Here is a 17,782-nt window from a genome sequence, read left to right on the forward strand (position 1 = left end):
CGTGAATTGGAAGCCTCCATCAGGGAATATTTGGCCGTTTATAACAATGATCCGAAGCCCTTTGTGTGGCAAAAAACTGCTGACCAGATCATCGAGTCCATTGCTCGATTATCAGATAAGAACAATACCAAGTGAACTTTTGTTAAGGGACACTAGTGGGTATAGCAGTGCGTTCTTTGCTAGGTTGTGTGAGTTGATAGAGCCTATCTAGCGAATCAAGTGTCTGCCAAAGCAACAGCAATTGGCGAAATGAAATTTGCCCAGTCAACTCAAACTTCTTAATGGTGGCCGCAGGTACACAGCTTCGCTCTGCCAATGCCGTTCGTGACAGTTTTGCGCGTTGGCGTAACTCACGCAAATAAGCAGCATAGGCTTGGCTTACATCGGTATCATCAAGTAAGGTGAAATTCATCCGCAACGGCTCACTGGACACAGTTATATCCATTGTAGCGGTAAAAAACCAAAAATGGCCACTATTGTATCCACAAAAAGAAAAGGTGTTGAAAATTTACTCGATAAGCTTTTCAAAGCTGCTATTTTTTTAACCCTGACAGCAGCGTAAAAACGGCACTGTTTTTACATTGCTCACCACTACGATTCAGCAAAAGCCAGAGGCAACTGGTGGGCAAATCCAAAATATAGAATAATAAAAAAGCCAGTCAGAGACTGGCAAAGATATAAAACGAGGAAGATTGGAACTTACTTTCAGCGTTCTGCCTATGGAATACCAGGATTAATCCGACCATTCGACAAGCAACTCGGCTGATCGATAATTTTTCAACCGAGCGCGAATAATACTATACAAACAGCCTCAGGCAATCAATATAAAACCAATAACAATAAAAACCATAAAATAAAAATGTAAGAATAATTCGAGCTATAAATAAATAATTCATCCAACGGTAACATAACAAAAGAAAACACTAACTCATTGATTTAAAAGCCTGAATTAACATATGATTTATTGGCATTAACAACGCAATATTCATCCATACGTCATAAAACTGCGGAAGAATCATTACCCCGGCCTGCACCATACCCACCCTTGAACCCGATGGTTTGACAGGCAGCAAAAGCTTCAAGAACCCAGGTGTCGAAATGAATCTGTATCAGGATGCCCTAGTACTACCAGCCCGGCTGCTGCAAGAAGAAAAGCCAAGGCTGCTGCGTTTCATAAAAAACAGAGTACCTCCCAACCAGGAACCGGAAGACATTTTTCAGGAGGCCGTGGCACGCTCGTTGGGACGCTTCAAGGAAGGCCACAGCACCTCCGATCCGGTGGGCTACACCTATCGGGTCGTGATGAACATCATCAATGACTTTTACCGCAACCAGGAAGAAGTACAGTCACTGCACGAGTTGCCAGAAAACACATTTGCCAGCGAAGCCCCACAACCCGAACGTGTGATTGCTGCCAAGCAGAGGCTAGAAATGTTCATGACCTGCGTTGCCAGCCTGCCGGAGGAAACCCGCAACCTTATCATACTGCGCAAGGTGCACGGACTCACCAATGGCCAGATAGCCGCGCGACTGGGGGTTTCCGGCAAGACCATCGAAAAGCGCATCAACCGGGCGATGAAATCCATCGAAGGACGCATGGAACAAAGTATCGAATACCGTCCATCCAGCATTCGCAACAAGGTCAAATAATGAACAGGGCGACATCACTTCCCACGCTGACACATCATGAAGAAGAGCGCATCTGCCACTGGTTCTTACACGGCGGTCTGGAACAGGCAACTGACCAGCAGCGGCTGGAATTTGACCACTGGCTGGCAGAAAGTGAAGCCCGCCAGCATAAGGCTGACGCTATTTCCGGCATCTGGAACGATCCCGAATTCAGTGCCGCGCTGGCGGCCTTCGACACCAACACACTCGCCGATGAACAACCAAGCCCTCAAAGCTCTTATGCCTCAAGCAACCGCTACCGTTGGCCAGCGGCCATTGCCGCCTGCTTGGTGCTGGCAACAGCCATCGTTCTGCACCTCGCACCCAGTGGCAGCCGCCTGCTCAGGCTCCAGACTGAGCGTTTACAAACCAGCCAACACCCACTTGAAGATGGATCAATTGTGGATATGAGCAGCAACACTGAGCTGCTGGTTCGCTATGAGCGTGCCGAGCGCCACATCGACCTGACCCAGGGCGAAGCCAAGTTTTCCGTCGCCAAAAATCCGCAACGACCATTTATTGTCCAAACCCGGCAGGCAGCCATGAAAGCGCTGGGGACGGTCTTTAACGTCGACCAGCGCGGCTCGATTACAGAGCTCACGGTGCTGGAAGGTCGGGTCGAAATCAGCCCCATGAGCGGTCAGGGTCAAAAGACCGTGTTAACAGCGGGTCAACGCATTCGGGTCAGCCAACGCGCGTTAGGCGTCATCAGTCACCTGGACACTGACGCAACCAGTGACTGGGAACATGGCCTGCTGGTCGCCGAAAACTTGCCACTGGCGGAACTGATCATCGAACTCAACCGCTATTCCAACCGACGCTGGGCAGCCGCCGACAACGTCAACGAACTGACCGTGAACGGCCGTTTCAATTTACGCGACACCAATAAAAATCTGGTGATCCTGCAGGCATTATATGGTCTTGAAAATCATCCACGAGCCGTTATAAACACCGATCTCCAGACCATTTACCTGACCCTCCCCGATATAGATCAAAAAGCGAATCAAGAGACGGATAAAGGGATGAACCAAGGCTGACCATGGGCACTGTCAGCCGTGCCCCACTGATCCGCCGTTGCTGTGAATGCCGCCAGGCCAGTCTTTGGATGCCAAGTATTCAGTGGCCAGCTCTGGCGCAGTATCCCGGTATCTGCCTGATCATCGGCCTAGCACTACAATCACAATCACAAGTACATGCACTCAGCAGCCAGACAGCGACGAATCCAGCGGCGTCTCCAACAGCCGAGTGCAGCAATAGCGATCAGCGCTACTTGCAGTTGGCTTCGCCCGGGTTGCAAGAAGCCACCGAGTTATTAGCCAACCGTTTTGGCTTACAACTGGTCAGTAGTGCCGACGTTGTAGCGCTACCAGTTGCAAACAACCCCACCCCGGCCTGCCGAACGCTGCCCCAGTGGCTAAGCCTGCTACTGCCCGACCACATCGGCTATCGAGTGATTGAAGACACCCTGGTGCTCTCGGCACACCTGGCACCAGCCGCACAGACAACAGCAGCAATTACAATAAAAGCGACACCAACCGCCAGCATCGACTTGCCCGATGAAATATTCGTCACTGCCGAGCTACAAGCTGGCGCTTCCCGCCGCAGTGCTCCAGAGCTGACCGGCAACCATGATTTCAAGCTTGACCGTGAGCAACTCCGCCAAACCGGAGTCCGCAATCTGCCTGCAGCGCTGGAACTGGCCTCCGGCGTCAAGATCGAAAATAACCGCTACGCCATCATTCGCGGCATGACCGGACGTTATCAGACCATTCAGATCAATCGAGGAGAGCTCCCAAGCCTGGACCCTGCCGGGCAAAATTTTCCGCTCGACTTCATCCCGCTCGGCATCCTCAACAGTATCGACCTACAAAAATCTGTGTATGCCGACGCCCCCGGTCAGGCCAGTGCTGGTATTCTCAACCTCGATACCATGCAACTGCCCGAACACGACTACGCCCAACTGGCTGCCAACTATCTCTATCGCCAGGGCAGCAACTCTAGCTCGACACTACAGGGCTACAGCAGCAGCAGCGATTGGTATGGATTTGACGATGGCAGCCGACGCATTCCCGACTTACTACTGCACACAGCCCGTCAGGGAAGCCTGGATGATCTGAGTAACACCCAGCGCCAGCAACTGGGAGAAGCCGTGGTCGGCGACATGGGGCTTTATCAGGCCCATAGCCAAAGTAGTGGCGGCCTGGATATCAGCACAGGATTAAGCCGCCAGATCAGCAACGCTACCCTGGGTGGAACCCTATCATTCAACCTGCGGGATCACTGGCAAAACACCTGGATCCAATCCACCAGCTACAGTACAGGAACCGGGTATTCCGGCTCCTCTGCCGACTTCCATCACGAAGACTCAACCCACCAACGCAGCGAACACATCGTCGACCTCAGTGCCATGGCCGCACTGGGTCTCGACATCAACGACGCGCACTACCTCGGATTCAATGTGCTTTGGCTCCACCAAAGCACCCACAGGGCCGAACTGATCGAAACCCAAGGGAAGAGCGAGCACGACATACCCAGCAACACAGCCTACCGCCGCGCCCTGATCAACTGGACTGAACGCAGCCTGTTACAGCGCCAACTATACGGCCGTCATCAATTGACCTCTGCCACCGATCTATACTGGCAAATAGCGTCAACCCAGACCAACTACGACCGCCCTCACGACCTGGACTACCGTTACTCATCCACCTCAGAAAACAGTGATTACCAACTTCAGCTCAGCCCATCCACTACCAACATCGGCTGGCGCAGCATGCAACAGCAAAGCCACTCAATCAGCCTGCATCTGAACCGGATATACAGCTTTGGGATAAACAGCCACCTCCTGACCGGAGAGCTAAAATGGGGATGGGAAAGCAGCCAAAAACAGCGTCACGGCTACAACCTGCTCTACACGTACAGCGGCAGTGACGACCTGACCAGTAATAGCCAACTGATGGAACAACCTAACCCCAACGACATCCTGACCCCCGAACTCATTACCGGCGACGCCTCATCCAGTGGGTTTATACTACAAGACACCCTGCTCGATACCGACAGCAGCACCTCTCTTAGTGGTCGCTTCTATAGCGCCACCCAAATCAATCGCGCGACCTACCTGCTGAACGACCTGGATCTGAGCGAACACTGGCAACTGATCAGCGGCATCCGACGCGAGTACAACCAGATGACAGCAGCCCTCTGGAATACCGAAGCCCACGCCGAAGAACCCTTGCAAACCGCCAGTCGCTGGTTGCCGTCCATCGCACTCGAATACCGCCCAAGCTTTCATCAACTGCGGGCCAATTACAGCCAAACCGTCGTCTGGCCACGATTCAACGAGCTACTGCCCGTGATTTACGAAGACCTGGACACCCGTACCAAAACCATTGGTAACCCAGACTTGAACAACTCTGACGTTCACAACTGGGATTTGTCATGGCAGTGGAAACCACTCGACATCCCACTGCGACTGGGCAGCTCGCTCTACCTGAAACGTATTCACCACCCCATAGAAGGCACCTTCACCGACGACACAGAAGCCACCGACCAAGCCAGCTACAGCAACTACAGCTACCAAAACTCCCCCTTTGGACAAGTACAAGGCCTGGAGCTGGAAGCCGACTACCAATGGCAATGGTCAGGACAACACTTCAAGATTCAAGGCCGTTATGCCAACATCCGCTCCCATGTTCAGCAACGCGTCACCGGCCAACAAAATACCGACGAAACCGGATCAGACTCAGACGTCATCACAGAGACAACCACAAAAACATCAGACAGCCGCCCGTTACAAGGCCAACCCGCCTACATCAGCGCCCTGCGCCTGCAATACCAACCCAGCAACACACACACATTCAGCCTCGTCTACAAGCGCAGCGGCACCCAGCTCTACATCACCAGCGACCGCAACGACCTGCCTGCGGTTTACCAACAGCCCAGAAACCACCTTGACCTGAGCTGGACTTATCAACTCAAACCAGCCCGCCTGACCCTCAACATCAATAACCTCATCAACACCGCCCACCACTACCAACAAGGCGACTACCACTACCTCAGTTACCGCACCGGAAGGGAATATTGGTTAAGCCTTGATGTAGGGTTTTGACAATACTTGAAGATGGATTTTTATATCAAAGCCACGATACAAACCCGATATTCCAAAACGACATCACAAGACAAACAAACGGAAAACTGCCCCCAAAGCCGCCAGAACAAAAAATCACGACCGAATACGGCATGGCAAACCCATAGCAGCGCCAAGGCGCATGACAGCCCAAGAAACACCCCGAAACACCAAAACCACGGCTCTAATCACCATACAAACAGCGGAACACAATGCCACCAGCCCTTTGGAATCCACCTCGTCAAATGGATCCCAATCATCAGACGTTACAATGCTCTCCGGCGGCTCCAATGCCAGGATGGCGGCAGCGAACTCTGGCGCCTCCCAGATATTCACAACCTCCTCGGCCTTCAGCCAACGGCCAGATTGACCTTGCAACCAACACTCAAAAGACTCCAACTGTCGTTCGGTGGCTTGCTCACGCCCACCATGAATAAACCACTGGTATATACGGTATTCCTCGAAGGTTGAGACCTCACTCAACGGATCCGATGTTTTCATCGCGTTACCTTGTAACCAATATCGCAGCGAGGTCTGACACTTGTCATATGTTTTTATTCCTGAATACACCCAACACCATGCACCAATCCAACAACCCAGCCAGAAAATGTACATATTCCACCAATAACCAATAGCGTCTGTGCAGATACCAGAAAGGCCCATACCTTATGATATGGGCCTTGGCCTGGATTACCTTAGATCGCAGGAAAAATTACAGGCAAGCAGGCGCAGTCCAAAAAGAGTTGTTGTATGTAAAGGAGCTGGAACCCGTTGGTACAAATTTACCATCAGCAGCGGCGGTTATTGCACAATCGTAAGAAACTGCTTCGAAGCTGTCAGTAGAGATGTTTGCCGAGCTAATCTCAGCACACTCTTGTCCAGCGTAACCAGTAATTACAATTTCATCGAATAATGGTGTACCACCGACAACACCATTGGCGGTACCGTTGGTGTTACCAGTGCCTTCTTTCAGTTTGAAGATGGCATCGGTCATGGTAGCGGCATTAGAGCCATTGTACTGAACCCAGGCACCAGTAACAGTGGCGGAAGCCAATGGAGTAGCAGCAGAGTTGTTCGGATTGCCAGCCAGCTCGAAAGCGTAGTCTTCCGCACCGTTTTTGTCGCCTTGCTCGATATACACGTTCTCGATAGAACCATGGAAACCGTAATCCCAATCGACGCTATCGTCACCGTTACAAGTCAGCCAGATATCAGAAACAGCCACATCACCACCGAAGAATTCGATACCGTCATCGTAATTTTCATTGATATGAACATATTCGATAGTAGTACCAGTATCGTTCACTGCATACAGAGTCAGACCATTGATTTCATCGCCACCGTTAGCAACATCATCCGGGTCATTCACGTTGATTTCACTGCCACCTTCCGTAATAACAACATACTTCAGGATACCGCTGCCCATGGTAGTACTCAGACTGCCACCGAAATAGTAATCAGAGCTGATACCTTCCATCAGACAGGTATCCGAACCCGAGTTACACTCATTGGCAACACCGAAGCCAGACAGAATTACACCACCCCATTCGCCTTCACCGGTATAATTTTCGTCTGAGCTGGAAAAAACAATCGGGTCGTTGGCAGTACCGACCGCAGAAATGGTAGCACCACGACTGATTACCAGAGCAGCATTAGATGCAGTAGCAATCACGTTAACACCAGACTCAATCGTCAATTCCGCATCGTTGGCAGTGGCCGGAGTTTTACCATACTCATAACCATCACCCACAGTCACGATACCAGGCAGAGCCCACAGAACGGGTTGACCTGTCATAGTGTCATTGCCGTTGAACAAGGTTTCGTCAGTAGTAATAGAAGAAGGCAACTCACACAGAGTGTAAGCAGTACCATTCCAGCTATATGATACAGCAGCAATAGTACCAACAGAGGAGCAAGCACCGCTTGAAGCAAAAGCTCCAGCAGATACTGCCATCAAAGCAGACGCAAGAATCAATTTTTTCATAATTCAATCTCCAAAATGTCGTTCTATGTATTGTGTTTGCAAAAACTGAATACAAACATTCTCGATCGAAGGCGGTGATATAAGCCAGCACCAAGCATATCGGATAATATTTCCGACAACATGCTCTTCAAGAGCCAGTAAACAATGACAGATTTAAAAGACAAAAATATTTCATACTTAAAACATTAAAACGACTAAAAAAACAACATGAAAACCTAATATTATAAAAACTTAATATATTTGTAATATCAAAAAAAATCGAAACAACAATCATAAAAACCCACCACCAATCAGCATAAAACCGGCAATCAATAAATTTAAAAAACACAACAAATAAAATTTTAAATTTTAAATAGACTGCCATTGAATTTTTTAATAAAAAAGGGAGCAAAAGCTCCCTTTTCAATGCAAAACCACCAAATCAATCCAATGCTCTGGTTCTAGTCTTCAATATCCTCACCTGCATCAAAAACCAACGAATAATCAAATGCTCCAATGTAATTATTATCCTCGATAACATCGGCATTTACTGTTTGTGAGCTGGAGTAATCCAAGGACCAAGTATCAGTGACTGGGTTCCAAACAAGATCTGCACCTTTAATAATTTCAAAATACGGGTAATGCAAACTAGACATCCCATTAAGTATACTAATGCTTTGTACATCCTGATAATCTGATGGACTACTTTCGCTCATTGCATACTCATAATAAAATACGGAAGAATTAGCATCATCACTTACCAAGTCTGCGAAATAACTCGATGAATCAGGATTATTCGCCAAATTGTTGATATCACAATCTGTTGTCAAATTGTTAATTACCAAAGTGCTGCCAAGCTGCTTCTTGATAGTATCATCGATATAAAAGCAATAACTCACATTTCCTTCAACTGACGCAGCGTACTCAGTCGATCCCACTACACTGTTGTACAAAAAAAGCCCAGAATCATTACTTAGATCAACTAAAGAAGATATACCATCATCAACAACAAATCCCCAATCAGGGTAGTTGAAATCTTCATAGGCCAACACAAAATTACTCAGAGTTGGCATAGACCTAGGGAGATCTACTGTGGATTCATCCCACTCTTCATCCAGAACATTTTCCCCTCTAATCATAGGATAAAATCGGCTATTATCATCTGCCATTAGTGTCGCTGACGGAGTAACAAAGCCACTGGCACCGGACTCCATACTTACATATTGCAAAGTACCTTGATAGCCATGAGTCCAATACAAATAACTACCCCCTTGAATATTTCCAACTCCTGTAAAATAAAGATATCTAAAGTTAATTGAACCACCATCAATTCGAATAAAATCCATCCCTAAACCAGCATCACCAAATTCAGACAAAGCGTTATAGTTATCCAGATACAGGCTTTCAACCATCCCAGACCCAACTGAATTAAGCCTCAAAATACTGTGCTGATATAAAAAACTAATATCTACATTAGCATACTCATTATCATACCCACCATAATATCCATAGTCACCTTGAATATTGCAAACCTCAATTCCGGACTCGGCAATGTTCGCATTTTCGCATTGATTGTGACGACCAAAGCCGTCGATAATTAGTGGCATAAATAGATGCGCCATTTCTCCAGATTCACTGCTAACACCTTCAACATTCAGGCTTCCGGATCGGGTAATATGTAATACTGAGCCATCAGATTCAGGATTAATTTCTACACCAGCCCCAACAGTTAGCTTCGTCGGATTAGCTTTCATTTCAGCTACGGTATCAATATCAGTAATTTCCTGATGACCATTACCAATATGAACGACTCCTTTAATACTCCAGTGGGTCGGTGCCACTCGCATTACTGCTTCTTCAATATAGCGAGTTTCACCCGTGTTAGTGTTGATTGCCCAACCGCCGGTCAGAGCATCTGCTTGAATTTCCTCCAGGGTGTAACCATCGTTCAGCCATTGTTCAACCGTTTCACCTGACAAGCCCGTGTACTGGCTGATGGTAACGCTGTTGGTATAGATACCACCTAAAATCCGGCACGACTTGGACGCTGGATACCAGAACTCTTCTTCAGTACTGATCTCTCCATCGCCATTAGTATCATAGTCAAATCTATCTCCCACCCTTTCTAGGGCAACTAGAATACCCAGATTATTACATTCATAATCTGGAGCAATAACCACCGAGTCACTCCAGTTGTTATACCAGTTGTCGCTGCTATCCGAGACAGCGCCAATGTAGCCAGCGTCGTTCAGCTGACTATAGCTGTCACCAATAAGACCGGCGTAGCTACTGAGGCTGGCCTGACTGGCCAAGGTATCGCCGGTAATCACATAACTGGTATCCAGTACGGGATCTTCTTCGTAGACACCGCTAGAAGAAGCAACGGTGTAGCCGTAATCGTAGCCACTGTCTTCGGAATCTGCTGCCAAGGTGTTTTCACAACTGAATATCACGCCATCAAACAGAATCCCCTGCGGGTCGCTGCTTTGTAAGGCGGCAGTTTCGGCATCGTCAATATCCAGGCAAGTGGCGAAGTCTGAGAACACCGAATTAAACATCAGTAAACCAGAGCCTTGTTCCAACAATACGGCAGTATTGGCAGAGCCAAAGCCAGCGGCGGTGATATTGGTGATCACAGGACGCGAACGCGGGCTGGCGTCGTAATCTGTGCTGTCGTTGATGCCATGCAGTACATGACCGGTGCTGTCATCTCCTGGGCTGACAATAGCGGTTTCAATGGTGCCGGTATAACCGTTGCTCCAGGCGATCTGATCGCCAGCGATATTGGCCATCACCAGATGATCAAAGTTTACCGCACCGCCGTTGATATTGAGGCCGTCAGCGCCGGCACCATAAATATCCAGATAGGCTATTTGGGAATTGTCATCAACCTCGTTCAGGGTCAAGGCGGCCTGACCGTCTTCACCGGTATCGAACAGGCGCAAGTAGTGAATATCCACTTGGTAATCAGCGTCACTGTGGCCATTAACACTAATACCGCGCCAGCTGGAGGTGATATCACCAGCGCCCAAACCCACAGCACCGACTTCTACCGCTACGGTGCTGGAGCCTGCAACACGCAAGCGCGCATCCGGCTGAATCACCAGTTCGGAATCATTATTGCTGGTAGCTACCAATTTGGTACTGGAAGCCAGTGTCAGTTGTATCGGGCTGGCCAATGCGGCAGCCTGTTCGCTGCTGCTAAGGGAAGTAAAGTCTGTACCGACCTGTACCTGGCCATCAATACGCCAAGCAATATTTTTAGGGTAATAATCCGGTGAACCACCGTTATCCAGCAGTCCTTCCATACTGAAAGAGCCATACAAAGTGACAGACTCGGCCAATTGGGAATTCAGGTCACAAACCTGATACGGCGTGTTATCAAACGCCAGAGTGTCGTCTGCCAGCGTACCAACACCCATACACTGCGGGAACAAAATAGCGGCACTGTAAAGATCGTTACTGGAAACACCAACGTTACCAGCACCTAATTGGCTAATATCCTCAACATTGGCAAAGCTTAAACTGTCGTTGGTTACTGCCCAGATATAGCTAAGCAAGGGATCGGCACCGGTTATCAGGTCGGTGGCATCCGCAATTGCCGCTAATGCATTATCGGTGCTGTTAGTTATATTGCTACAGTTGAGCAAAGCAGAACCAATGCTGATCTGGCTGGCCGAATCCTGTGGTGCCAGGCAGGTATCAAACCCCTGTATCACCACATCATCGATGGACAGCATTGAAGCACTGGTCAATGCCAGTGCACTGCCCGCCTGACTGTACTGGTCGTACAGTGTGGTGTTGATCAGATCAACCTCTCCGCCATTCAGAATAATAGCAGCCGTACTGTTGCTGTGGCTCACCCGAGCAGCAAAGCCGCCCTGATACTCGTTCAGCTCAACCGCTGTACTGGCCGATTCGGTGATATATGGTGTGGGAACAGATCCAGTGAAAGTATCTGTAAACAGGTTCCAGCTACCGCCATAGGCGGTTATCGCGGTATTGCCAGAATAAGCAATCACGTTACCCACTTGTCCTGCTACCGGAGCATAGGCGGTAACGGCGGAATGAATGGTGCCGCCTTCGTAACCTTCGAGCGTTACTTGGGTTTCAGCACCGGCTTCACCAATCACCGAGCTGGTGCCAGAGCCCAGGGTGTATAAACCGGGCAGCCCCTGGCTGGTGTTGGTATTGAACCCCAAACCATAAGTAACCAGGTCGGTGCCGGGGCTGACACCACCGTAATAACCAAATGGGCCTTCGATGTTACACAGTGCTTCCGGGCTGGCAGTTTGCGAGCATTCCGGCGCAGAGCCGATGCCATTGATGATGATACCACCCCATTCTCCACCACCAACCAGATTATCGTCCAGCGATTGAATACTGGCAGAAAGCTGGGCGTTACGATGCACAATCACAACCGTGCCTTCTCTGGCGTAAACCGTGCTTGAGCTGGAACCCAACTGAAACGCTTTGTGATCTGCAACCAGCTCATCCAGTGTTTGGTATTGCTTGCTTTCACCCAGTTGGTAAACGCCATCCAATACCCAGACCAGCGGCTCGTAGTTCCAGCTGGTTTTCAGTTGAATCATGTTCAGGTTATCGGAGATAGAACGGGTATTCTCTAACTCGCCAAAACTAGTACTGAGCAGGCAGGCATTCACCTCTTCGCCATCAACCACTACCGGTTCAGTGGGTGTTCCCACTACGCCGTACTGCAAAATTTCACACTGGGCCAGCGATACTTCCATGCTGTCTTGCATGGCAGTTTCATCGGATACATCGGCACCACAACTGGCCAGTACGGCGGCTGTCAGTGCTGTGGCCAGTACTTTTGGCAGCGGCCGGGGTATATACCGGGTCGCCTGGAACGAATAATTCAATAACATATTGTCACCTGTTACTTATGTTGGATATCCAGTAAATTCAGCATTAAAAGTCGTAGCTGACTTTTAGCTTGTATTTGGGGCCAGATTTATAGCTCAAATACGCCACGTTATATTTTTCGTAATATTGGCGTTTTTCAGAGTCCAGAATATTTTCACCGGATAATGACACTTTCAAATCGTCACCAAAGCGTTTGGTATAGATAATTTTAAGATCATCATAAGGTTCACTATACACATTGGTAACGTTACTGCCTGCATCTGGTGTTACAATGACCAGCTCTTTCCCCTTGCGGTTAAATACCAGTGTGACTTCCTGACCGGTTTCAATATGGTCGTAACCCAATTGTAAGTTAGCAATATAGTCTGGCTGGCCTTGTAATGGACGATCCAAGTCGGTTTCTTTAGAGTCTTCTGCAAGGGTAACTTCCGATTCGATATCGGTGTAGTTACCTTGCACAAAGAAGGCGTGGCTGTAACCCAGGTCAAATTCCGTACGAAAATCCAGCTCCCAACCGCTAACCTTGCCGGAGTCGACGTTGACGAAGGTGTAGTAATCGTAGTCATTACCAATGCTATCGAAAGCATTTTCGATCGGGTTATCCATATCTTTACGATAGGCTCCCAGGCTGACAGATTCGGTATCGCTCGGGTACCATTCCAGTCGCATATCGTAGTTTTTTATGTCCGCGGGCTTCAGATCCGGATTACCTTTATATGCGGTAAGGGTTTCAATGTCCCGATAGGTACGTGGCAGCAGCTCGAAGGTTTCTGGCCAGCTGACGGTTTTGCTGAAAGCACCACGTAATTGCCAGCGCTCGTTAATAAGCCAGGTAGCCCCCACGGATGGCAAGGTTTTGGTTTCGTCCAGCAGTTCGTACAATGGCTCCGGATTGTAGTAGTACTGGTCAGCTTCTACCTTGAAGGATTCACGACGCACCCCAAGATTGGCGGTGACTGTATTCCACAAGTTCCAATCGGTTTGCAGGTACATGGCGTTGGTGTGTTGTTCAACACGGTACTGATAGCCGTTATCGATACCAATATCATCTTCGTCGTTTAAAGAGCCGCCATAATTAACATACAAACCATTACTGCCATTGGTGCCATCACCAATATATTCATCGGTAAAGATGTCTGCAGGATCGGGGTACAACAGAATATCCTCTCTGGTTTCTTGTTCTAACTTATTAGCGTTATAGGAGAATCGATCTTCATAGCCATCCCGGGTGCGGTCCAATTTGTACAAACCGGCTTTAGCAGTAACAGCAATATTGCCAGTTTCGTTAATAGGTAGTTCCAGGTCGATACTCGAGGCATTACCATCTTCTTCAGAATACTCCCAAAGATTATAAGCCGTACTATAGCCAATCAAAAGAGTAGGGTCTGAGGTCTGGCTTCCCTGGTAGGTATAGCGCTGGGCATTGGGACGATCGTATTCGCTGGACGAGCGGGCAATTTGCCAATTGGCCTTAAGATTACCCAAAAGCCCAGAAACTTCGGATATATTAAAGTAGTGCTCGCCCCATAGCTGATGACTGACCAACTGCTCTTCTATCCAATCAATACTTTGGGTCTGGAACTTTTCAATACTTGAGTCAACGGCCCAATCGCGCGGGTCTTCTGGCAGAACAATATCATTTTGGGCAATCCAGTAACCACTGGAAATATTATATTGGTCTTCAAACTCTGCGGAGCTGGTAGTATGGCGCAGCAAAAGATTGTTTATTCCCAGAGTGTGATTTTCTGTAATTCGCCAATCGGCGTTTAGCATGGCACTGAGGTCAATAATATTGTTGGTATCGTAAGTGACCTGGGATGAGGTCAAAGCGATAATATCTTCCTGTTCGCCAGTATCAGAATTATTGACGGTATACAGATCAAAACCATTCTGTATTTTTTCGTCGTTGGTCCATTTATTACTGTAACGGAAGGCCCCAATCACCCCCAGTCGCTGACCGTCTTCTGTCAGCCAGCTGTCACCACCCGCCAGGCTGAAGGACACATCAGCGGGCAGATCACCTTTGTAAACACCGTAGTTTTCAAAGGACTCACCCAGGTCTTCACGGTACTGGAGAAATTCTTCGCTATACCCAACTCCGTTACTGCCATCTGCGTCTGGATCTCCAAAGAAATAAGCGCCTCGGGCTTCTTTGGCTATGTCTGGCATTTCACGAAAACCGTCGTCATAACCGGTCCAGTCGCTGCCGCCACTTTCTTTGCTCATATAGCCTTCTTCGCTGTTGGCTTTGCCGTAGCCCAGCGTGGCCGATATTTTGAAGAAGCCTTCGTCCGGCGTTGGCTTGGTTTTCATTTCAATATGACCAGCGGTGGCGGTACCGGGCACGTCGGCAGTGGCGCTTTTTTGCAACGACAGGGTTTGCATAATGCTGGCCGGGAAGATATCCAGCGGCAGATCACGCCGGGCCGGATCGGTAGCAGGCAGCACTGCGCCGTTAAAATACGTGGATTGGTAACGGCTTTTCATACCCCGAACAATGGCATAGCGGCTGTCTTCCAAACTGACCCCGACCACCCGCTTGAGCGCCGAGCTGACGGTGCTGTCGTCGAAGCGGGCGATCTGGGTAAAGTCCATACTGTCCAGCACCGAGCTAGACATACGCTCCATGTCGACCGGGTTATAAGGTTGATAGCTGGCAGTGGCGACTACCTCTTCGATACCCTGACTGTAGCCGTCGTCACTGCTACTCATATTGGTTTCGAGATTGACCGATAACTGTGACACCACTTTGACGCCAGAGAGCGTCTGGCCACGATAATCAGGATGTTGCAAAGTCAGCCGATAGTTGCCAGCTGGCAGCTGAATTTCGTAGGTACCATAACCGTCTGTACGAGTCGTGATGTCGCTGCCTTCAACCGAGACCACCACATTGGCAATGGCCGCGCCGGTAATGTCGTCGGTGACAGCACCTTCAATCACTCCCACCAGTGCACCATCGTCAGAGCTGACTTGACCATTACGGTGGCTCAACTGACTCAGAGGAATACGTTTAACGGATTTTTCCGCGCTGGCCACGCCACTGGTTTTGCTAATACTGACGAACGCTGCTTCGTCGCTGTCCAGCGTAAAGCTGACGGGGATACGTGTACCCGCCGCTTCAACCACCAGCGCCTTGCGGCCGCCATCAACACTGTCGATCCAAAGGCTGCCATTGGCGTCAGTACGGCCCAATTCCAGACCATCTTCCAACACGATGGCATCACCCACCGGCTGGCCATCCATGACAAAATCTACTTTGATGCCCGCTGCCCACAGCGGACTGGCGATTAACAGCCCTAACGTGCCGGTAATTAGCCGTGTATGTCCAGCCCTCATTACGTCTCTTCCCTTTTGATAAAAGATAAAAGTTTGTGAACACAGCCGAGCTGCGCCCCCAAGGAACAGAGCTAAAGACGGGATTTGGATAAAGTGGCGACATTAAGTTTTTGTGACTGCGCGCAGGAGCATGGAAACGGGGGGGATGAAACGAGAACCAACTGGCCCCACGCTCCGTGTGATAGCCCAAGGCGACGACAACAGCCGCTGTTGCACCAAAGCGTTCGGCAGTGATCAATGCCGCTCAGGAACCAACCCTAGCGCGGAGTGCCACAAAGGTGTTCATTAAAAAAGAGGATCAGCACCATGCTTGACGAATTTCCGATTAGCCAACGCTGGCCTGCCAAGAATCCCGATATTATCCAGCTCTATAGCGTCGATACGCCGAATGGCCTGAAGGTATCGGCAATGCTGGAAGAGACCGGCCTGCCCTACGAGAAACACAGCCTCAGTTTCAGTCATGCTGACCAGCACAGCCCGGAGTTTCTGGCGTTAAACCCGAACAACAAGATTCCGGCCATCATCGATCCCCACGGCCCGGACGGCAAACCGTTGGCGCTATGGGAAAGTGGTGCCATTTTGTTGTATCTGGCGGAGAAGAGCGGTCGTTTCCTGCCTACCGGCCGCCATGCCCGTTATGAAACGATCCAATGGTTGATGTGGCAGATGGGCGGTGTTGGCCCGATGTTCGGCCAATTTGGTTTCTTCCAGAAATTTGGCGGTGCGGATTGGGAGGACAAGCGGGCGCTGGCCCGTTATCAGGATGAAACCGGCCGTCTGCTCAAGGTGCTGAACCAGCGCCTGAGCGATCATCGGTACGTGATGGGTGATAATTACAGCATCGCGGATATATCGCTCTGGCCCTGGGTCAGGGCGCTCAGCAAGGTGTATGACGCCAAACAGGTGCTGGAGCTGGAATCTTACCACCACGTCACCCAATGGCTGAATCTGTGTATGGAGCGCACCGGTAGCGTGGCGGTACTGACGCCCTGATTGGCCGCAACCGGTTTAATAAAGAAGCGGGGCTGTCCTGCAACGTCAATCCATTGCATGATATTGCCTGGCAACGTTTTATTGCTTGAGGGACATTTATTTAATCCGGTAGCCCAGAGTGAGCACCGGATTAAATATATGTCCCCTTGAGCGTTATATTTTCAGGAGATTTTCATGACGATGACTCTGTACGGCAGCCTGGCTTCCCCCTTTGTGCGACGCATCAGAATGCAGCTGGAGGGTACGGAATACCAACTCCAGCCAGTCAACATTCTGACAGACGAAGACCGGGCATCGTTCGCCACCATTACTCCGATCCGCAAAATGCCGGTGCTGGAAGATAACGGCAGCCGTATTTTCGACTCTCACGTGATTCACCACTACCTGCAAAAACGCTTGCAGCAGCCGGAGCTGACGCTTGCACAGGCGAATCAGATCAGCGTGATCGATGCGGTGACCGACTCCATGGTCATCCTGTTAATGAGCAAGCGCTCTGAACTGCCAGTCGCAGAGGATCGCCTGATCTTCAAACTGCAACGGGAACGTATTGAGGATTCCCTCGGCTGGCTCGATCAGCAAGCGGCCACAGGTCAGTTTGATGCCTGGAATTACGCGGCAATTTGTATCGTGTGCCTGGTTGACTGGATTCTGTTCCGCGAGCTGCACACCTTGACGGATTACCCCAATCTGGTGGCTGCAGCCCGCCAGTTTGATCAGCGGGATATTTGCGCCAGCACCCGCCCGCTGTAATCAGCCTGGATTATCAACGGCCGAGCAAGTGAACCACCCGCGAACTAACCGTACGCAGATAG

General features: G+C 49.7%; 10 protein-coding genes. 5 read left to right on the top strand and 5 right to left on the bottom strand.

The window, feature by feature from the left end:
• Positions 1-142: 142 nt before the first annotated feature.
• The gene (locus tag WG929_RS11355; protein WP_435873319.1) at positions 143-445 is read right to left on the bottom strand and encodes a helix-turn-helix domain-containing protein; all 303 of its coding nucleotides are present in this window, start codon (positions 443-445) and stop codon (positions 143-145) included.
• Positions 446-1,098: 653 nt separating this feature from the next.
• Here WG929_RS11355 and WG929_RS11360 point away from each other — a divergent pair.
• The 3 genes from WG929_RS11360 (at position 1,099) to WG929_RS11370 (ending at position 5,773) form a co-directional block, all read left to right on the top strand.
• Positions 1,099-1,650, top strand: a complete 552-nt coding sequence (locus WG929_RS11360; protein WP_416206109.1) for an RNA polymerase sigma factor — start codon at positions 1,099-1,101, stop codon at positions 1,648-1,650.
• On the top strand, positions 1,650-2,705 hold the full coding sequence (locus WG929_RS11365) for a FecR family protein (protein ID WP_416206110.1): 1,056 nt from the start codon (positions 1,650-1,652) through the stop codon (positions 2,703-2,705). Before WG929_RS11360 ends, WG929_RS11365 begins: the two co-directional genes overlap by 1 nt.
• A gap of 68 nt (positions 2,706-2,773) precedes the next feature.
• Entirely contained in the window at positions 2,774-5,773 is a 3,000-nt protein-coding gene (locus tag WG929_RS11370) for a TonB-dependent receptor (RefSeq protein ID WP_416206111.1), read from the top strand.
• Positions 5,774-5,887: 114 nt separating this feature from the next.
• On the opposite strand, the gene WG929_RS11375 is transcribed toward WG929_RS11370, so the two are convergent.
• From WG929_RS11375 to WG929_RS11390, 4 genes are all read right to left on the bottom strand, one after another.
• Positions 5,888-6,292, bottom strand: a complete 405-nt coding sequence (locus WG929_RS11375; RefSeq protein WP_416206112.1) for a hypothetical protein — start codon at positions 6,290-6,292, stop codon at positions 5,888-5,890.
• Between the two features lie 211 nt (positions 6,293-6,503).
• Positions 6,504-7,775 carry a beta-helix domain-containing protein gene (locus WG929_RS11380; protein WP_416206113.1) on the bottom strand — a complete coding sequence of 424 codons (1,272 nt, stop codon included), beginning with the start codon at positions 7,773-7,775 and terminating at the stop codon, positions 6,504-6,506.
• Between the two features lie 440 nt (positions 7,776-8,215).
• Complete coding sequence (locus tag WG929_RS11385) at positions 8,216-12,643, bottom strand: beta-helix domain-containing protein (protein WP_416206114.1); 4,428 nt, start codon at positions 12,641-12,643, stop codon at positions 8,216-8,218.
• Positions 12,644-12,686: 43 nt separating this feature from the next.
• A complete protein-coding gene (locus WG929_RS11390) occupies positions 12,687-15,977 on the bottom strand; it encodes a TonB-dependent receptor domain-containing protein (protein WP_416206115.1) in 3,291 nt (1,096 codons plus the stop codon).
• 306 nt (positions 15,978-16,283) lie between these two features.
• Between WG929_RS11390 and WG929_RS11395 the strand changes: the two genes are divergently transcribed.
• Together WG929_RS11395 and WG929_RS11400 are read left to right on the top strand one after the other, a co-directional pair.
• Positions 16,284-16,970: a glutathione S-transferase N-terminal domain-containing protein gene (locus WG929_RS11395; RefSeq protein WP_416206116.1), complete on the top strand. Its 687-nt coding sequence runs from the start codon at positions 16,284-16,286 to the stop codon at positions 16,968-16,970.
• A 174-nt stretch (positions 16,971-17,144) separates the two neighbouring features.
• A complete protein-coding gene (locus tag WG929_RS11400; protein ID WP_416206117.1) occupies positions 17,145-17,720 on the top strand; it encodes a glutathione S-transferase family protein in 576 nt (191 codons plus the stop codon).
• Positions 17,721-17,782 lie beyond the last annotated feature (62 nt).

This window comes from Oceanobacter antarcticus (assembly GCF_044962685.1).
GTDB lineage: Bacteria > Pseudomonadota > Gammaproteobacteria > Pseudomonadales > Oceanobacteraceae > Oceanobacter > Oceanobacter antarcticus.